Below are 15731 nucleotides of genomic sequence, written 5' to 3' on the forward strand. Positions count from 1 at the left end.
CATGACGAAATGGACCACGGACAGCATGCCCGCCCAGAACGGGCGCTCGGTCGTCGTCACCGGGACCGGCGGCCTGGGCTATGAATGCGCCCGGGTACTGGCGCGGGCCGGCGCGGACGTCGTCCTGGCCGGCAGGAACCCGGCCAAGGGCGACGAGGCGGTGCAGCGGATCCGAGCAGCCGACCGCGACGCCAGGATCAGCTTCGAACCGCTCGATCTGGCGGATCTGGCTTCGGTCGCCGCCTTCGGCGAAAGGATGCGGTCGGCCCGCACGGGCCTCGACCTGCTGATCAACAATGCCGGCATCATGATACCGCCGAAACGGCAGGAAACGGCCGACGGGTTCGAACTCCAACTCGGCACCAACTATCTCGGGCACTTCGCCCTGACCGCACAGCTCCTTCCCTTGCTGCGGCAGGGAAGGAGCCCCCGCATCGTCCCGATAAGCAGCGTCGCCGCCCGGAGCGGGACGATCGACTTCGACGATCTGAATGCCGGACGGAACTACGACCCGATGTCCGTCTACAGCCAGTCGAAGCTCGCCTGCCTCATCTTCGCCTTCGAACTGCAACGCCGCAGCGACGCCGGAGGGTGGGGCATCGAGAGCATCGCCGCGCATCCGGGAATAGCGCGAACCGACCTTCTTTACAATTCCACGAGCCGGTGGGACATCGGCCGCCTGGTGCGATCGACCCTCCCGTTCCTGTTCCAGCCGGCGGCGAAAGGGGCCTTGCCGGCGCTCTACGCCGCGACGTCGCCCGACGCCAAGCCGGGCGGATACTACGGTCCCGACAGGTTCAGCGAGACGCGCGGACATCCCGCTCCGTCCCGGGTCCCGCCGCGGGCCGAAGACAAGGCGGTGGCCGCACGGCTCTGGCAAGTTTCCGAGGCGCTGACCGGCGTGACCTTCGGTGGAATGGCGTCGGGCATCGGTCCGGGCGGCAGGGAGTTTTCCGCACCATGAACCCGCCGTCGGAGGACACCCCTGACGGTCCGTCGGACAGGAGGATCGCCGTGCTCCGGGGCTGCCGGCGCCTCGGCACCGCCCCGGCTGCGCACAGTGGACGGCGAAACCCCGAACACCGCCCGGAACTGGCGGGACAGGTGCGCGCAATCGGCGAAGCCGGCTTCCAGCGCGATGTCGGTGATCGTATCGTCGGTATTGACGAGCCTCCAGCGGACATAGCTGAGCCTCAACCGGCGGTAACAGGTGAGCGTCGGCATGCCGGTTTCCATCCGGAACAGACGGTCGAGATGGCGGATGCTCAGTTGCACCCGTCCGGCGATCTCGGCGGCCGAAAGGGGGAAGCTTAGGTTCTGTTCCATCAGGAGCATGGCCCTGCGGACGCGTTCGTTGGTCACGGGCGACGCGCTCGGCGGCTGGGGCTGGGGCTGACCCGGCTGCCGCATCCTGTCGGCCAGCAGGATATGCATGGCCTTCTGCGCCGCGGCATTGCCGACGTGCCGCTCGATCAGCCACGCGGCCAGGTCGGCCGCCGCCGTGCCGCCGGGACAGGTGATCCTGTCGCCATCGACCAGGAACAGCTGGTCGGCCACGAAAGGCTGGCCGGGGAACCGCTCCGCGAAATCGCGGTGATGGTACCAGCTCACGCAGCATCTGCGCCCCGCCATCAGGCCGGCCTCCACCAGCGCGAAGGTCCCCGTGCACAGGCCGATCAGCGTGACGCCCCTGGCGGCCGCCTCCCGAAGGTAGGCCAGCGTCATCGTGTCGAGCTGCGGCCCGTCGTCCAGCAGCCCGCCGACGACGACGATGCAATCGAAGTCGCGCACGTCCCGCAGGTCGTCCCAAGGAAGGATGTCCAGGCCGCAACTCGACCGGACCGGCTCCCGTCCCAGTCCCATGACGGTCCAGCGGCAGCGGATCTGGCGGCTGCCGTCGCCCTCGTCCGCGGCGAGGCGCAGCACATCCAGGAAGCTCGACAGCGGCGTCAGGGTGAAATTGCGGGCGAGCAGGAAACCGACCGACAGCCGCGGCCGGACCCCGTCCCACGACCGGGTGCCCCATGACCGGCTGCCGGTCCGGCGCGGCGCCGTCCCGCCGCTCGATACCGGCCGATAGGCGGGCGTGCCCATGTTCATGCCTCAGGTCCCTCCCCTTCCGCCGCCCCGGATGGGCGTCCCGGGGCCAAGCTGCCCCGGTCCGCAATCGGCTTCCAGCGTGTTTGCGACATGTTTCCGCGTTGGAGCGCACCGCGCGGCTGCCGAGGCTCCGCATGAGGCGGCCGATGGGCGTGGTCAGGCCTTTCCCGCGCCGCCGTCCCTGCCGAGCACGCTGCCCGCCGAGGCGCATACGATGAACGCGATGGCGGTCCACTGCACCCAGCTGAGCCGCTCGCCCAGCATGAAGAGGCCGATCAGCGACGCCACGGCGGGCGAGGCGCTGACGACCAGCCCGAACACGTGGCTGGGCAGGCGCCGAAGCGCCAGCATCTCCAGCGAATAGGGCGCCATGCTCGACAGGATCGCGACCGCGAGTCCGCCGAGCAGCACGCCCGGCGCCAGCAGGGCGCCGCCCGCATGAAGGATCCCCAGAGGCACCGTGAAGGTCGAGGCGACCAGCATGCCCCAGGCGACCGCCTGCCCGCCGGGCAGGGAGGAGGCACGTTTCCCGAAGACGATGTAGAGCGCCCAGCAGAGCGCGGCCCCCGCGGCGAAGGCCACTCCCAGCGGGTCGAGCGCAGCCCCGGTCCCCTCCACCGGCAGCAGCATCGCGAGCCCGGCCGCCGCGCAGGCGATCCACAGGAAATCCCTGAGCCGCCGGGAGCCGAACAGCGCCACCGCGAGAGGCCCCGTCACCTCGATGGCGATGGCGATGCCGATCGGGATCAGTTCCATCGCGCGGTAGATGCTGAGGTTCATCGCCCCCAGCGTCACGCCGTACACGAGCACGTTGCGCAGGTCCCGCCGGCCCAGACGGCTGCGCCAGGGCCGCCAGACGGCAGTCAGCAGCACGGCGGACAGCCCCACCCGCAGGGCAGTGACCCCCTCGGCCCCGACCAGGGGGAACAGCGATTTCGCCGAGGCCGCCCCGATATACTGCGACAGCAGCGAGGCCAGCAGGAACAGCAGCGGCAGTGCCGTGGACTCTTCCCTGCGGACGGGGTCGGGCTTGGAGGATGCGTCGGCCACGCGCTTGGCTCCGGATGCGGGCCGCGTCGGGCCCGGAAAGGTTCTGGAAGAAGGATAGTCCGGCAGAGCCGGGTCGGGCGGTCAATTCGACATCATCGCGTGCAAGGAGGCGCCGGATCGGCGCCCATGGCCGATTGCTCCTGCCGGAATGGCCGAACCGAACAAGCGCCGTCCGGTCCGTTGCCGCATGCTGGGAAGAAATGGAGGATCGCCATGGCGAACGATCATGCCCCCGTCCCGCTCTCCTGGCAGGAAGCCGGAATTCCCCGGATCCTGTGGGAGCAGCTTTCCCTCGCGTCCGCTCCGGTGCGCCTGCATCTCCATCCGCCCGTGCTCACCGTTCAGGACGCGGAGGAGCATTGGCGCGGCATCGACGGCGTCCATACGAAGAACCTCTTCCTCAAGGACGCGAAGAAGGTGTTCTGGCTGGTGACCCTGCCGCACGACCGCGCGGTGAACCTGAAGGACCTCGCCGGAATCATCGGCTCCGCCAAGCTGTCGTTCGCCTCGCCGGACGCCCTGGCCCAGGTGATGGGCGTGATGCCGGGCGGCGTCAGTCCGCTTGCCCTGGTCGCGGACGAGCGGCGCGTCGTCCGGCCGGTGCTCGACCGGCGCGTCCTGGCGGGCGACCGGATCAACCTGCATCCCATGACCAACCGGGCCACGCTGTCGATGCACCCGGACGACCTCTCGGCCCTCCTCGGCCGGCTCGGCTACCGTCCGGCAGTCGTGGACATCGCCTGATCCTCCCGTCACAGACCATTCCCATGGAGTTCCCGATGCGTCCGGACCAGAAGCATTTCTTCATGAACGTCGCCTGCCCCAGCCGGCCGGGCATCATTTCCGCCATCTCCACGCATCTGTCGGACCGTGATTGCGATATCGTGGAAAGCGCGCAGTTCGTCGATCCCGACGGGCAGCGATTCTTCCAGCGGATCGCCTTCGACGCCCCCGACGCCATCGGCGGGGAAGCGGAACTGGCCGAAGGCCTGCGGCCGATCATGCGCCGCTTCGACATGGACCTCGCCATCCGGGACGCGCGGCGACGCCCGAAGGTCCTGATCATGGTGTCCAGGATCGGCCATTGCCTGAACGACCTGCTTTACCGGCACAGCATCGGCGCGCTGCCGGTGGACATCGTCGGCGTGGGGTCGAACCACGACATGTTCCGGCCGCTGGTCGAGCGCGCCGGCATCCCGTTCTTCCGCCTGGACGTGAACCCTGCGACCAAGGCGGAGGCGGAAGCGGCCCTGCTCGATTTCATCAAGGGCAACAGCGTGGAACTGATGATCCTCGCCCGCTACATGCAGGTGCTGTCGGAGGAGTTCTGCGCCAGGCTGGCGGGCCGGATCATCAACATCCATCACTCGTTCCTGCCCAGCTTCAAGGGCGCCAAGCCCTACCACCAAGCGCACGAGCGGGGCGTCAAGCTGATCGGGGCCACCGCGCACTACGTCACCGAGGATCTCGACGAGGGACCGATCATCGAGCAGGAGGTCTCGCGGGTGGACCACGCCATGAGCCCGGACGACCTCGTGGCGATCGGCCGCGACGTGGAGAGCGTGGTCCTGGCCCGGGCGGTCCGCCTGCACATCGAGATGCGGACGATGGTGCATGGCCGCCGGGTCATCGTGTTCCGCTGAGCGCCCGCCCGATGTCGAACGCCTTGATGGTTCCGATCGACATCGGGATCACCGCCGCCTGGGCGGGATCGAAGCCGGTCGGAACCGCACACCGGATCGGTCCGGGACACTGTCGGAACCAAGGCGCCGGGCTGGATCGGCACCGACTCGGACGACGGTTTCATCGAGAGCGTGCCGGACCCGGAAACGTTCCGCCACGGCATCGCCCGCCTGGAAGGCCGTGCCGACCCGAGCGGGGCCGGATCAGTTCGCGGCGCGGACCTTCTCCAGCTGGGCGTTGATGTCCCGCACAAGGGCCTCGTCGGTCTCCTTGGTGAACTTGGCGATGACCGGCTGCAGCTTCTCCGCCATGCGGGCCCGCTCCGCGTCCGAAACCTCGGTCACGGTCATGCCCGATGCCTTCAGCTCTTCCAGCGCCGCCGCGTTCATGTCGCGGGACACCTTGCGCTGGTAGGGCTTCACCTCCTCCGCCGCGTCGAGCAGCAGCTTCTGCTCGTCCGCCGTCAATTTGTCCCAGAACCTCTTGCTGCTCAGGACGATCAGCGGATTGTAGGTGTGGTTGGTGGTGGAGACGTGCTTCTGCACCTCGTTGAACTTGGAGGAAAGGATCGAGGCGAGCGGGTTCTCCTGTCCATCCACGGTCCCCGTCTCCAGCGCCGTGTAGAGCTCCGGCAGGGGCAGCGGCACGGCGTTGGCGCCCATGGCGTTGAACGCGTCGATATAGAGCGGCACCTGGATCACCCGGATCTTCAGGCCCTGGATGTCTTCCCACTTTGCGACGGGATGCCGGTTGTTGGTCAGGTTCCGGAAGCCATGCTCCCAGTAGGACAGGCCGACGATCCCCTTGGCCTGGAGCTTGTCGATCAGCGACCGGCCGGCCGGGCCGTCCAGGATCGCGTCGCTCTCCTGGGCGTTCCGGAACAGGAAGGGGAAGTCGAACACGGAGAATTCCTTGACCAGGCCGACCAGCAGGGACGGCCCCATCATGGCCATCTCGACCGTGCCGCCCTGGAGCGCCGAGACGGTCTGGACGTCGCCGCCCAGGACACCGCCCGGGAACAGCTTGATCTTGATCTTGCCGCCGCTCTTCTCCTTGACGATCTCTGCGAACTTCTCGGCCCCCGCGCCCCAGTGGTTGTCGATGTTCTGCACGAAGGCGAACTTGACGGTGCGGTCGCGGATGTCGGCGGCGTGGGTCGTGCCGGCGATCAGCAGGGCTCCGGTCGCGAGCAGTCCCGCGCACAGGCTTTTCAGCGTGTTGCTCATGTCTTACCTGGTCTGTTCTGAAGGGGGAATGGCGCCTGGGCCGTCAGTAGGTCGTGCGGCCGCCGCTCAGGTCGAACACCGCGGCGGTCGTGAAGGAGTTTTCCTCCGACAGCAGCCAGGCCACCATGGCGGCGATCTCGGTCAGCTCGACGAAGCGGTCGCGCGGGATGCGGACCCGCATGTACTCGATGAATTCCGGCGTCAGCTGATCCAGGATCGGCGTCTTGGCCGTCGTCGGCGTGATGCAGTTGACCGCGATGCCCGTCTTGGCCAGTTCCTTGCCGAGCGACTTGGTCAGGCCGATGACGCCCGCCTTGGCCGCGCTGTAGGCGGCGAGGTTCGGGTTGCCCTCCTTGCCGGCGACGGAGGCGATGTTGACGATCCGGCCGTAGTCGTTCTCCTGCATGATCGGCACGACCGACCGGCAGCAGTTGAAGGTACCGGTCAGGTTCACCTCGACCACGCTCCGCCATTCCTCGGCGGAATAGCCCGTCAGCGGCTTGACCGGGCCGGTGACGCCGGCGCCGTTGACCAGCCCGTCGATGCGCCCGAAGGCCTCGCGGGTGCGCCGGGCCGCCGCCTCGACCGAGGCGACGTCGGCGACGTCCACGGCGCAGGCGATCGTGCCGTTCGCCAGTTCGCCGGCGCTCGCCTCGGCCTCGTCGCCCAGCCGATCCCACAGGGCGACCCTGGCGCCCGACCGCACGAGGCGGTCGGCGATCGCGTAGCCGATGCCGCGGGCGCCGCCGGTGACGACCATGCACTTGCCGGCCAGATCGATCTTGTTCATCGCTTGGCTCCCATTGTTCTTTCGCGGGCTCGTCTTTCCCGGCCGCTGGATCAGGCGGCGGCGACCTTCTGCCGCTGCACGCCCAGGCCCTGGATCTCCACGCGCATGGTGTCGCCGTCCTTCAGGTAGCGCGGCGGCTTCATGCCCAGCCCGACGCCCGGCGGCGTGCCGGTGGTGATCACGTCGCCCGGCATCAGGGTCATGAACTGCGAGATGTAGGACACCAGGAAGGGAACCTTGAAGATCATGGTCCGGGTCGAGCCGTCCTGGACCACCTCGCCGTTGACGGCCAGCGTCATGGCCAGGTCGTCGACGTTCTCCACCTCGTCCCGGGTCACCATCCAGGGTCCCAGCGGGCCGAAGGTCGGGCAGCCCTTGCCCTTGGTCCACTGGCCGCCGCGCTCCAGCTGGTACGAGCGCTCGGACACGTCGTTGCAGACGCAATAGCCCGCGACATGGTCCAGCGCGTCGGCCTCGGCGATGTAGCTGCCCTGCCTGCCGATCACGATGGCCAGCTCGACCTCCCAGTCGGTCTTCTCCGAGCCGGGCGGGATGAGCACGGTGTCGTCCGGCCCGACGATGCAGGACGGCGCCTTGTTGAACAGGACGGGCTCCTCCGGAACGGGCATGCCGCTCTCGGCCGCGTGGTCGGCGTAGTTCAGGCCGACGGCGATGAAGTTGCCGACGCCGGTGACGCAGGAGCCGAGCCGGGTGCCTTCCGGCACCGCGGGAAGCTGCGCGGGGTCGAGTGCGCGCAGGCGATCCAGGCTGTCCGGGGCGAGGGCCTTGCCATCGATGTCCGCCACGACGGACGAGAGGTCGCGCAGGCGGCCGTCGGCATCGATCAGGCCGGGCTTTTCCGCGCCCGGGGCACCAAAGCGAACCAGCTTCAAAACGTAACCTCCTGATCACGGACGCCGAAAGGCGTCGTGTTTTTGAATATGTTTCGTTATCATACTGATCACATGGTTTTTGTATGCAGTCAACATTTTTCGATGAATAGCAGGATTTTCGAAAATCCGGCCACCGAGGCGCGAGAGGGCAGCCATGACGGACCGTGACGAGCCGCGCACCCTGGCGGGCGATGCGTACGCGACGATCCACCAGGCGATCAGGACGGGCTCGCTCCGGCCGGGCCAGCGCCTGCGTTTCGCGGAGCTGCAGAGCCTGTGCAGGATGAGCGTCAGCCCCGTGCGCGAGGCGCTGGCGCGTCTCACCGCGGAAGGCTTCACCATCTCGGACGACCACCGAGGCTTTCGGGTGGCTCCCCTGTCCCGGGCCGAACTCCGGGACATCGTCGAGAACCGCAAGCTGCTGGAAGGCGAGGCCCTGCGCCTGTCCATCCTGCACGGTGATGCCGAGTGGGAGAGCCGCGTCCTGGCGACCCATCACCTGATGTCCCGCGTCCCGCGGGAGCGCGACGACATCCCCTCGGCCGTCCGGGAGGAGTGGGAGCAGAAGCACGCGGCCTTCCACAAGGCCCTCGTCTCGGCCTGCGGTTCCCCGATCCTCACGGACCTGTGCGGGAAGCTCTTCGGCAAGGCGGACCGCTACCGCCGGATGTCGATCAGCATCCCCGGGCAGACCCGCGACGCCGCCCAGGAGCACAGGGAGATCATGGAGCTGTCGATCGCGCGGAAATCCGACCAGGCGGTCGAAGCGCTGCGCGACCACTACCAGAACACGGCGGACGCCGTTGAGAAGCTGTTCGAGACCGACGCCGATTTCACGTCGGCCCTATGACCGCGTAGGCGCCGGACGGCAGCAGCGTCATGCGAATCCAGGTAACTTTCGGATTAACTCCGGCAAGAGGCCGAAACGTTACTTACAGTTGAGAATAACGTTATTACGGCCAGCGAGTTCGTTATTTGATATCCTGCGGCCGACTTCTGGCCAGGCGGGGGGTGTATAGTCACACGTTCATTTTATTCTCAAGTTACTCCCTGCGAGAACATCAGCCATACCAGTCCAGGTGGTAGGGTTTCCTTCAGCGGCAACCCACCGAAACAAATCCAAGAAAAGAGGCTGACATGGGATTTTCAGTTCGACAGGGCCGGCGGGCTTTCCCCGCCGCCTCGGCCGCCCTCGCCCTGGTGCCGCTGGCCGGCATCCTGCTGACCGGATGCGTCGAACCGGGAGTCCGGGAACCCCTGGTCGTCTCCCCGCCATCGGCCATAGCCCCCCTGCCCTCCGACGCCGGCTCCGGCGTCCCGTCCGCCGAGGCGGGCATGAAGCTCGTCCAGCCGTCCTTCGAGATGCGGACGGTGCAAGCGCTGGTCGGACAGGCAGAAAACACGGCGGCGTCGCGCCCGCCCCTGGACCATGGCGCGGTCGCGCTCCCCGCCAGGGCGTTCGAAACCCCGTCCGTCGCGCAGGCCAACCTGATCCAATCGCCGTCGATGCCGAGCTTGACGATGGCCGACCGGGTCGTGGCCCTGCAGACCCAGACCATGCTCGCGGGCCTGGCCTGCGGCCGGGTCTGGGCGGACCCGTCGGCGTTCCAGAGATACGCCGATTTCACCGTCCGCAACTCGTCCCTGCTCCGTCGCTCCCAGTCGGAGGTCGCCGGGCGACTGGGCGGCGTGGAAGCCTTCGACAGGATGCACACCCGCATATCGAACGGCGAGTCCAGGCGCCTGATCGACCTCGGCGACGCGGTCTATTGCGCGGAGATGAGAAAGCCGTTCTACGTCGTCGTGGCGCTCGACGAGCCCCGCCTCGCCGGGATGGCCATGGACCATGAAACCGTGATCGCGTCGCTGCAGTAGGGCGGAGCGGCCGGGGGCACGCACCCGGACGGTGCGGCCCGGGTGCGAGGCCACCATCTCCCGCCGCCGGCGGTCTCCGGCCAAGCTGACCCGACCCGCGGTCCGGCGCCCGCGCGACGGCACGCGGGGTATCGAGGTTCAGGACTGGGTCGCCGTCGTAGGCTTCGGCAACCAGGACTTCGCCGAGCACGCGCTGCCGAGGCGGCGGCGGGGCACCCCTCATCCGGCGGAGGAATAGGGCGGCCTGGTGAATCGCGCGGGTGAGAGGGTGAAGATCTCGCAGCCCGTCTCCGTGACGCCGACGCTGTGCTCGAATTGCGCGGAGAGGCTCCGGTCCCGGCTCACGGCCGTCCACCCGTCGCTGAGAACCTTCACGTCCGGCCGGCCCGCGTTCACCATCGGCTCGACCGTCAGGAACATACCCGGCAGCAGTTCCGGGCCTTCGCCGGCCCGTCCGTAATTCAGGATGTTCGGCGCGTCGTGGTAAACGCGCCCAAGGCCGTGGCCGCAGAAATCACGGACGACGGTGAAGCGCTCCGCCTCCACGCACCGCTGGATCGCAAAGCCGATGTCGCCGACCGTCCCGCCGGGCCGGATCGCCCCGATGCCGCGCATCATCGCCTCGTAGGTCACGTCGATGAGGCGCTGGGCGCGCAGGCCGATCTTGCCGACCCCGTACATGCGGCTGCTGTCGCCATGCCACCCGTCGAGGATCACCGCCAGGTCGATGTTGAGGATGTCGCCTTCCGCCAGCCTCCGTTCGCCGGGAATGCCGTGGCAGACGACATGGTTGAGCGAGATGCAGGTCGCGTGGGCGTAGCCGCGGTAGCCCAGCGAAGCCGGCTTGGCTCCGTGGTCGAGGATGTATTCGTGGCAGAGCCGGTCAAGCTCCGCCGTGGCGATGCCCGCCCCGACATGATCGGTGATCATGTCCAAAGTGGACGCGGCGAGCCGGCCGGCGGCCCGCATCCCGGCGAAATCCTCCGCGGTGTGCAGCTTTATGCTTCGGTGAACGGCAAGACGGGTCATCAGCGGTCCCGGATCAGCGGAGAGAGGGCGGCTGCGCCGCGCGACGGCCGGCTGCCCGCGTCCTGCGTGACGGCGACGGGCATCCCGGCATGGAGTTCGGCGATCATCCGCTCCGCGAAGGATGGCAGCGCAGCCCCCCTGGAGAGGTGGGGGCGCAGGATGGCGATAGGCGCGTCGAAGATCAGGAACCTGGCCCTCGCCAGTTCCTCGTCACGGACGGTGCCATCCCCGCACGCCACAACGCAGGCCCGGAAGGCGCCGTCCAACTCGTCCTCCAGCGTCTCGAGCGCCTCCCGCAGCGGCGCCGGGGGTGGGCTGTCCTCGAACAGGGTGACCGGCTCGTTCAGGAGCAGGAAGCGGGCGCGGTGCCCGTTCTCCCTGGACCAGGGCAGGATGGCCAGGGCCGCCTCCCGCGGACGCCCCTCGCGGAGCAGAGGAGCCAGGACCCCGACGAAGGAAGCGTAGGCCGTGTTCCAGGCCATGCCGATGACGGCCGCGCGGGACTCGAAGCGATGATAGATCGACCCCGTCGGCGCCCCCACCCGCCGGGCGATCGCCTGCATGGTGGCGGCAGCGGGGCCGCCCTCGGCCACCAGGGCCGTCGCGGCGTCGACGAAGTCCTTCTCGGAAAAGCGTGCGGTCCTGACCATGACAATTAGAATAATCGTTTTAGAATGTTCCGTCTACTTGATTCCGCGGCCGGGACGACAGTTCCTCCCGGCCGCCCGGCGGTCGAAGGGGCCGGTGGCGCGCGGAAGGTCGCCGCCGGTACCGGCCTGGATCCGATCGAACAGAAATGCCATCGTATCGTCGGTCATCATGCCTCTCCGGAATCCTGATCTCACCCCAGCGGAAGGACAATGGCACCGTGAAGGGAGGAAAGTACGACATGAGACCGATCTCGATCATGGTGGCGCCGAACGGCGCCCGGCGGACCAGGGGCGACCACCCGGCCCTGCCGATGACCGCCCGGGAGTTGGCCGACGCGGCGGCCCGCTGCCTGTCGGCGGGCGCCGCGATGATCCACGTGCATGTCCGGGACGACGCCGGCCGCCACGTGCTCGACGCGCCGCGCTATCGCGACACCTTCGCGGCGATCCGGGACGCGGTCGGCGACGGCCTGGTCCTGCAGGCCACGACCGAGGCGGTGGGACGCTACGCACCGCGGCAGCAGATGGCCCTGGTCCGCGACCTGCGGCCGGAGGCCGTGTCGATCGCCCTCCGGGAACTCGTTCCCGACGCCGCCGCCGAGCCGGCCGCGGCCGCCTTCCTCGGCTGGCTGGCCGAAGAGCCGATCGCCCCCCAGTTCATCCTCTACTCTCCGGACGAGATCGGCCGGTTCGACGACCTGCGGCGGCGCGGCGTGATGCCCGACCAGTTCCGGGACCTGCTGTTCGTGCTCGGCCGGTACGCCGAGAACCAGCAGTCCGATCCGGCGGACCTGCTGCCCTTCGTCGCGGCCAACGTGGAGCGCCACTCCTGGACCGTCTGCGCCTTCGGGCGCAACGAACTCGCCTGCGCGGCGGCGGCGATGGTTCTGGGAGGCGATGTCCGCGTCGGGTTCGAGAACAATCTGCACCTGAGGGACGGAACCCCGGCACCGGACAACGCGGCCCTGGTCGCCCAGGCCGTCCGGGCGGCCGAGGCGGTCGGAGTGGCCTGCCTCGACGGCCCCGCCGCGCGGGACCGGCTGCGGCGTCCTCCGTCCTGACGGCGGGCGCCAGAGGCGCCCGTGCACCGGCTTCGGCGATGGGAAAGCAGGGCACGGACGCCGGGGATGTCACCGATTCCCTCCCCGGGGTGCCCGGAAGCGCCTTCGGGTCCTTTCCCGCAGGCCGGCCGGGCCTCAGCGGCGGCAGGGCTTGACCGGCAGCAGGCTGCCCCGAAGATACGGGCCGGCTTGCTTCAGGGCCGGCTTACTTCAGGATCGTCCTGATTTTCTCGGCAACACCGTTGCCGATCGCCGCGTGGGCGGTCGCGGTGAAATGGATGCCGTCCACCCCGTCGGTCGCGGTCAACTTGCCGACGTCGAGGAAGTCGGCCCCGGCCGCCGTCGCGATCGCCTCGTAGTAGGCCGGCAATGCCTTCGACTTCTCGACCCCGCCCGCGAACCTCTCGGCCCGCTCCGGCGGCGCCACCGTGCCGAGCGGGGGCGGACAGAGGATCAGGACCTTGGGTGCGGGATAGGAGGTGCCGACCCCGCCCTTGGTCTGGGCCACGATGTCGGCCAGCTTTCCCACCCCGAGCGCGATCCGCAGGGGCGACCGGTTGAACATCTTCTTCACGTCGTTGGTGCCGAGCATGATCACGACGAGATCGAGCGGCAGGTGCGTCGCGATGGCGGCCGGCAGATAGGCCGACCCGTCGAGACCGGCCCCGGAGATCTGCGGCAGCGTCGGGTCGGGCAGGTCGGTCGTGCGCGCGCTCAGCCCCTCGTCGATGACCTCGTAATCCGGCCCGAGCGCCGCCTGGAGGACACCCGGCCACCGGACGTCCGCCGGATAGCGGGTGGTCGGGCCGCTTTCGACGGGAACATAGCCCCAGGTGTTGGAATCGCCGTAGACCATGATGCGCTTGGTCGCCCCTTCTGCCGCCTGCGCGGCGTTCCCGCCGAGCAGCACCAGGGCCGTCATGGCCCCGATCAGGCCGCGTCGGATGGTCGATATGAACCGCCGGCGTGTGATATGCATGATCCCCCCTTGTTGTCAGCATCGAACAGTTGCGGACCATTACTACCGCCCAATCACAGGTTTGACCATTTCAGATGTTCGCACGATGCCGGTTCCGCCTCAGCCGGCCCTGCATCCCCTCTCCCAAGGAGGAAGGATCGGGCCGCGGCCCGCCGATCCGGCGCACGCCCCTCACAGCACGGATCCGGCCATGACGACCGCCGATGCTCTCGACGCCCTGCCCACCCCGGCCCTCATCCTCGGCGTCTGCTCGCGCGACGACATCGCCCTGTCGGTGCTGACCACGGTGATCGGGCACCGGCGCGACCGCGGCTGGTGACGGAACCGGGACAGGCGGCCTGCCGCTTGGCCGGCCCCTCATCGGCGATCAGGGGGGATCCTGCTGAGCAGGAACACCGCGGAGGTTTCGCCATAGGCAGGCAGCGGCGTCGCCGCGATCCGCGGATTGCGCCGGAGGAATTCGTCGAAGGCGCGTTTTTCCCCAAGGTTCTGCGTAGCGAGCCCGCCCGCGTGCCAGTCATCGAACAGGACCACCGCATGGTCGGCGATCATCGGTTCGCAGAATGCCAGCGCGTCCCGGGCCGAAGTGTAGATGTCGCAGTCGATCATGATGATGCCGACGCGGCCGATCCGGTGCCTGCGGATCAGGTCCGGGACCAGGGTGTCCTTGAACCAGCCTTTGATCAGGAACGTCCGTTCCCAGTCCACGCCACGCCGGGCGAGCAGTTTTCGGGCGAACCGCATCGATGACTTGAGCTGGCCGCTGCTCCAGAGCTGGTTATCCTGATGATCCGCTTCGGGCGGCAAACCCTCGAAGCTGTCGAAGCCGAAGAGACGGACCGTCCCGGTTCCCGTTCGCACCAGGGCATCATGCATGCAGGCCATGGAGGATCCGTAGCAGACACCGAATTCCAGGTAATCTCCGGGGAACCCGCCGTCGTTGAGATCGTGCAAGCGCCGGAGGGCATCGACGTAGCAGGCGGTGAGATCCCCTTCAGGCACCAGCCCCTTGCCAGCCAGCGCGCACCGCTGGCTTCTCAGGCGATAGAACCATCTGTGGACCGCGCGCGCGGGATGGAACAGTCCGAGGCGCATCAGCAACCGGTATCGCGGCTTGTCGAAACGTCCGGGTCCCAAAGGCCGGGCGAACTGGTCGAAGTCGATCATCGTGCGAGAACCCCCAGTCGATGAACCATCGATCGATCCCGTTCCAGCTCACGATACCGGCACCACGGTCATCCAGGCGCGACACTCGGTCGACCTGCCGCGCATCGGGCGGTCCCGGGAATTCCCATCCGCAAAAGGTCCGTCAGCGGATCGCCGACCGCAGGGAAGGGAAACAAGGATGGTTCAGCGTAAAAACCCGCCCGATCCCGTAGAATTCCAAATCCACCACAGTCGAATGGGACGTATCATGATCGGATCAACGAAGACGGTATGCATCACGACCCGGCGTGTCAATGAACCTCTCGCCCTCTGATTGTATACTCTCCGCGGCAGCGCAGTATGGCTGAAGGTAATAGTTACCGGATCGACTTAAGAGTATCGCGATTACGGCATAGTACATGGATAGACATGATCCAGGAGATACCCGCGGGAGCCATGCTGGCGGCTCGGGTCCTCCAGGCTCATCATCGCCGGCCCTGGGACCGGACGACAAGGTCGATCAGTCCGTCGCTCCGGTCATCGTACCGCCGGATGCGCGTGGCCGCCCGTGCCGTCCACGCGCCTTCGGCGGCCTCGACCGCGGCCAGCCACTCGGAAACAAGAGGGCGAATGCCGTGCAGCCATGTCCACTCGTCCGGTCGTACCGCCACGAAGGTCCCGTCGTCCCGCTCGGAATACAGCCGGCCGGAGGTCGAAGCCGTATCCCAGGCAGCGGAGCAGCCGGTGCCGTGGCTGTGGATCCTGATCAGATCATCCGTGGTGGAGAACACGACCTCCAGAATATCCCGCACCGGCCGCTCGCGGCGGCCTGATACCGGGCAAGGCGGAGCGGCGGTCGGGACAGTGACCCGGCATGGCAACGGCATCATTCCTCCCTTCAGGATACTTGGCGGTTTTCCGTTCAAGCTTCTTGTTGATGGGGAATTTTTAAATGCCCGTCCTTCCGCTTTCCAGGCATAAACCTGCCTTGCCCGCGAGTCTTTCGGCAGAGGGAGTAGGACGTTGCGGAAGTCTATGCTCAAGACGCCTGTGCTATTGAGATATAGCGGCCGAGACAACTGTAATCTGTCCCTGATCTTGTGCTAAGGATGCAATCCTTGACTACACTTCGACCTCTGGAAGGGTCGGAAGGACCTCGGAAAAAGGCGTTCCGGCAATCCGTGGCGCAGGTCCCCGGGGGGCGCGCCCGCAACATCGATACCGGCCCGGCGCGTACCGCCAGGCCCTG

16 protein-coding genes and 1 pseudogene are annotated in these 15731 nt (G+C 67.8%); 7 read left to right on the forward strand and 10 right to left on the reverse strand.

Annotated elements, in window-relative coordinates; genetic code table 11:
• Position 1: 1 nt before the first annotated feature.
• Complete coding sequence (locus IGS68_RS28090) at positions 2–964, forward strand: SDR family oxidoreductase (RefSeq protein ID WP_201082797.1); 963 nt, start codon at positions 2–4, stop codon at positions 962–964.
• Between the two features lie 140 nt (positions 965–1104).
• Here IGS68_RS28090 and IGS68_RS28095 read toward each other — a convergent pair.
• Both IGS68_RS28095 and IGS68_RS28100 read right to left on the reverse strand, forming a co-directional pair.
• A pseudogene (locus IGS68_RS28095) lies at positions 1105–2100 on the reverse strand (GlxA family transcriptional regulator); the annotation flags it as partial.
• A gap of 156 nt (positions 2101–2256) precedes the next feature.
• Positions 2257–3150: an EamA family transporter gene (locus tag IGS68_RS28100; RefSeq protein ID WP_201082377.1), complete on the reverse strand. Its 894-nt coding sequence runs from the start codon at positions 3148–3150 to the stop codon at positions 2257–2259.
• A gap of 213 nt (positions 3151–3363) precedes the next feature.
• Here IGS68_RS28100 and IGS68_RS28105 point away from each other — a divergent pair, with 213 nt between their 5' ends.
• Positions 3364–3894, forward strand: a complete 531-nt coding sequence (locus tag IGS68_RS28105) for a prolyl-tRNA synthetase associated domain-containing protein (RefSeq protein ID WP_201082379.1) — start codon at positions 3364–3366, stop codon at positions 3892–3894.
• A 35-nt stretch (positions 3895–3929) separates the two neighbouring features.
• Positions 3930–4793 carry a formyltetrahydrofolate deformylase gene (gene purU / locus IGS68_RS28110; RefSeq protein WP_247881460.1) on the forward strand — a complete coding sequence of 288 codons (864 nt, stop codon included), beginning with the start codon at positions 3930–3932 and terminating at the stop codon, positions 4791–4793.
• Between the two features lie 243 nt (positions 4794–5036).
• On the opposite strand, the gene IGS68_RS28115 is transcribed toward purU, so the two are convergent.
• Genes IGS68_RS28115 through IGS68_RS28125 form a run of 3 tightly spaced genes read right to left on the reverse strand, consistent with a single transcriptional unit; the run spans position 5037 to position 7742 of the window.
• Positions 5037–6059 (reverse strand): TRAP transporter substrate-binding protein, encoded by a 1023-nt coding sequence (locus IGS68_RS28115; RefSeq protein ID WP_201082381.1) that lies wholly within the window; start codon positions 6057–6059, stop codon positions 5037–5039.
• Positions 6060–6102: 43 nt separating this feature from the next.
• Positions 6103–6849, reverse strand: coding sequence for an SDR family NAD(P)-dependent oxidoreductase (locus tag IGS68_RS28120; protein WP_201082383.1), 747 nt, complete (start codon positions 6847–6849; stop codon positions 6103–6105).
• Positions 6850–6899: 50 nt separating this feature from the next.
• Complete coding sequence (locus IGS68_RS28125; protein WP_201082385.1) at positions 6900–7742, reverse strand: fumarylacetoacetate hydrolase family protein; 843 nt, start codon at positions 7740–7742, stop codon at positions 6900–6902.
• A gap of 154 nt (positions 7743–7896) precedes the next feature.
• Here IGS68_RS28125 and IGS68_RS28130 point away from each other — a divergent pair, with 154 nt between their 5' ends.
• Positions 7897–8592, forward strand: coding sequence for a GntR family transcriptional regulator (locus IGS68_RS28130; RefSeq protein WP_201082387.1), 696 nt, complete (start codon positions 7897–7899; stop codon positions 8590–8592).
• A gap of 287 nt (positions 8593–8879) precedes the next feature.
• Complete coding sequence (locus tag IGS68_RS28135) at positions 8880–9617, forward strand: hypothetical protein (RefSeq protein ID WP_201082389.1); 738 nt, start codon at positions 8880–8882, stop codon at positions 9615–9617.
• A 219-nt stretch (positions 9618–9836) separates the two neighbouring features.
• On the opposite strand, the gene map is transcribed toward IGS68_RS28135, so the two are convergent.
• Complete coding sequence (map, locus tag IGS68_RS28140; protein ID WP_201082391.1) at positions 9837–10646, reverse strand: type I methionyl aminopeptidase; 810 nt, start codon at positions 10644–10646, stop codon at positions 9837–9839.
• Positions 10646–11296 (reverse strand): TetR/AcrR family transcriptional regulator, encoded by a 651-nt coding sequence (locus tag IGS68_RS28145; protein WP_201082393.1) that lies wholly within the window; start codon positions 11294–11296, stop codon positions 10646–10648. Before IGS68_RS28145 ends, map begins: the two co-directional genes overlap by 1 nt.
• Positions 11297–11535: 239 nt before the next feature.
• Here IGS68_RS28145 and IGS68_RS28150 point away from each other — a divergent pair, with 239 nt between their 5' ends.
• Positions 11536–12357, forward strand: a complete 822-nt coding sequence (locus tag IGS68_RS28150) for a beta-keto acid cleavage family enzyme (protein ID WP_201082394.1) — start codon at positions 11536–11538, stop codon at positions 12355–12357.
• A gap of 205 nt (positions 12358–12562) precedes the next feature.
• Here the strand turns inward: IGS68_RS28150 and IGS68_RS28155 are convergent, their stop codons facing one another.
• On the reverse strand, positions 12563–13279 hold the full coding sequence (locus IGS68_RS28155; RefSeq protein WP_201082802.1) for an SGNH/GDSL hydrolase family protein: 717 nt from the start codon (positions 13277–13279) through the stop codon (positions 12563–12565).
• Positions 13280–13526: 247 nt separating this feature from the next.
• Between IGS68_RS28155 and IGS68_RS36440 the strand changes: the two genes are divergently transcribed.
• The gene (locus IGS68_RS36440; protein ID WP_412766144.1) at positions 13527–13655 is read left to right on the forward strand and encodes a hypothetical protein; all 129 of its coding nucleotides are present in this window, start codon (positions 13527–13529) and stop codon (positions 13653–13655) included.
• Between the two features lie 38 nt (positions 13656–13693).
• On the opposite strand, the gene IGS68_RS28165 is transcribed toward IGS68_RS36440, so the two are convergent.
• On the reverse strand, positions 13694–14503 hold the full coding sequence (locus tag IGS68_RS28165; protein ID WP_201082395.1) for a TylF/MycF/NovP-related O-methyltransferase: 810 nt from the start codon (positions 14501–14503) through the stop codon (positions 13694–13696).
• A 464-nt stretch (positions 14504–14967) separates the two neighbouring features.
• A complete protein-coding gene (locus IGS68_RS28170) occupies positions 14968–15294 on the reverse strand; it encodes a hypothetical protein (RefSeq protein WP_201082396.1) in 327 nt (108 codons plus the stop codon).
• Positions 15295–15731 lie beyond the last annotated feature (437 nt).

It is taken from the genome of Skermanella sp. TT6, assembly GCF_016653635.2.
In the GTDB taxonomy this organism is placed as follows: Bacteria; Pseudomonadota; Alphaproteobacteria; order Azospirillales; family Azospirillaceae; genus Skermanella; species Skermanella cutis.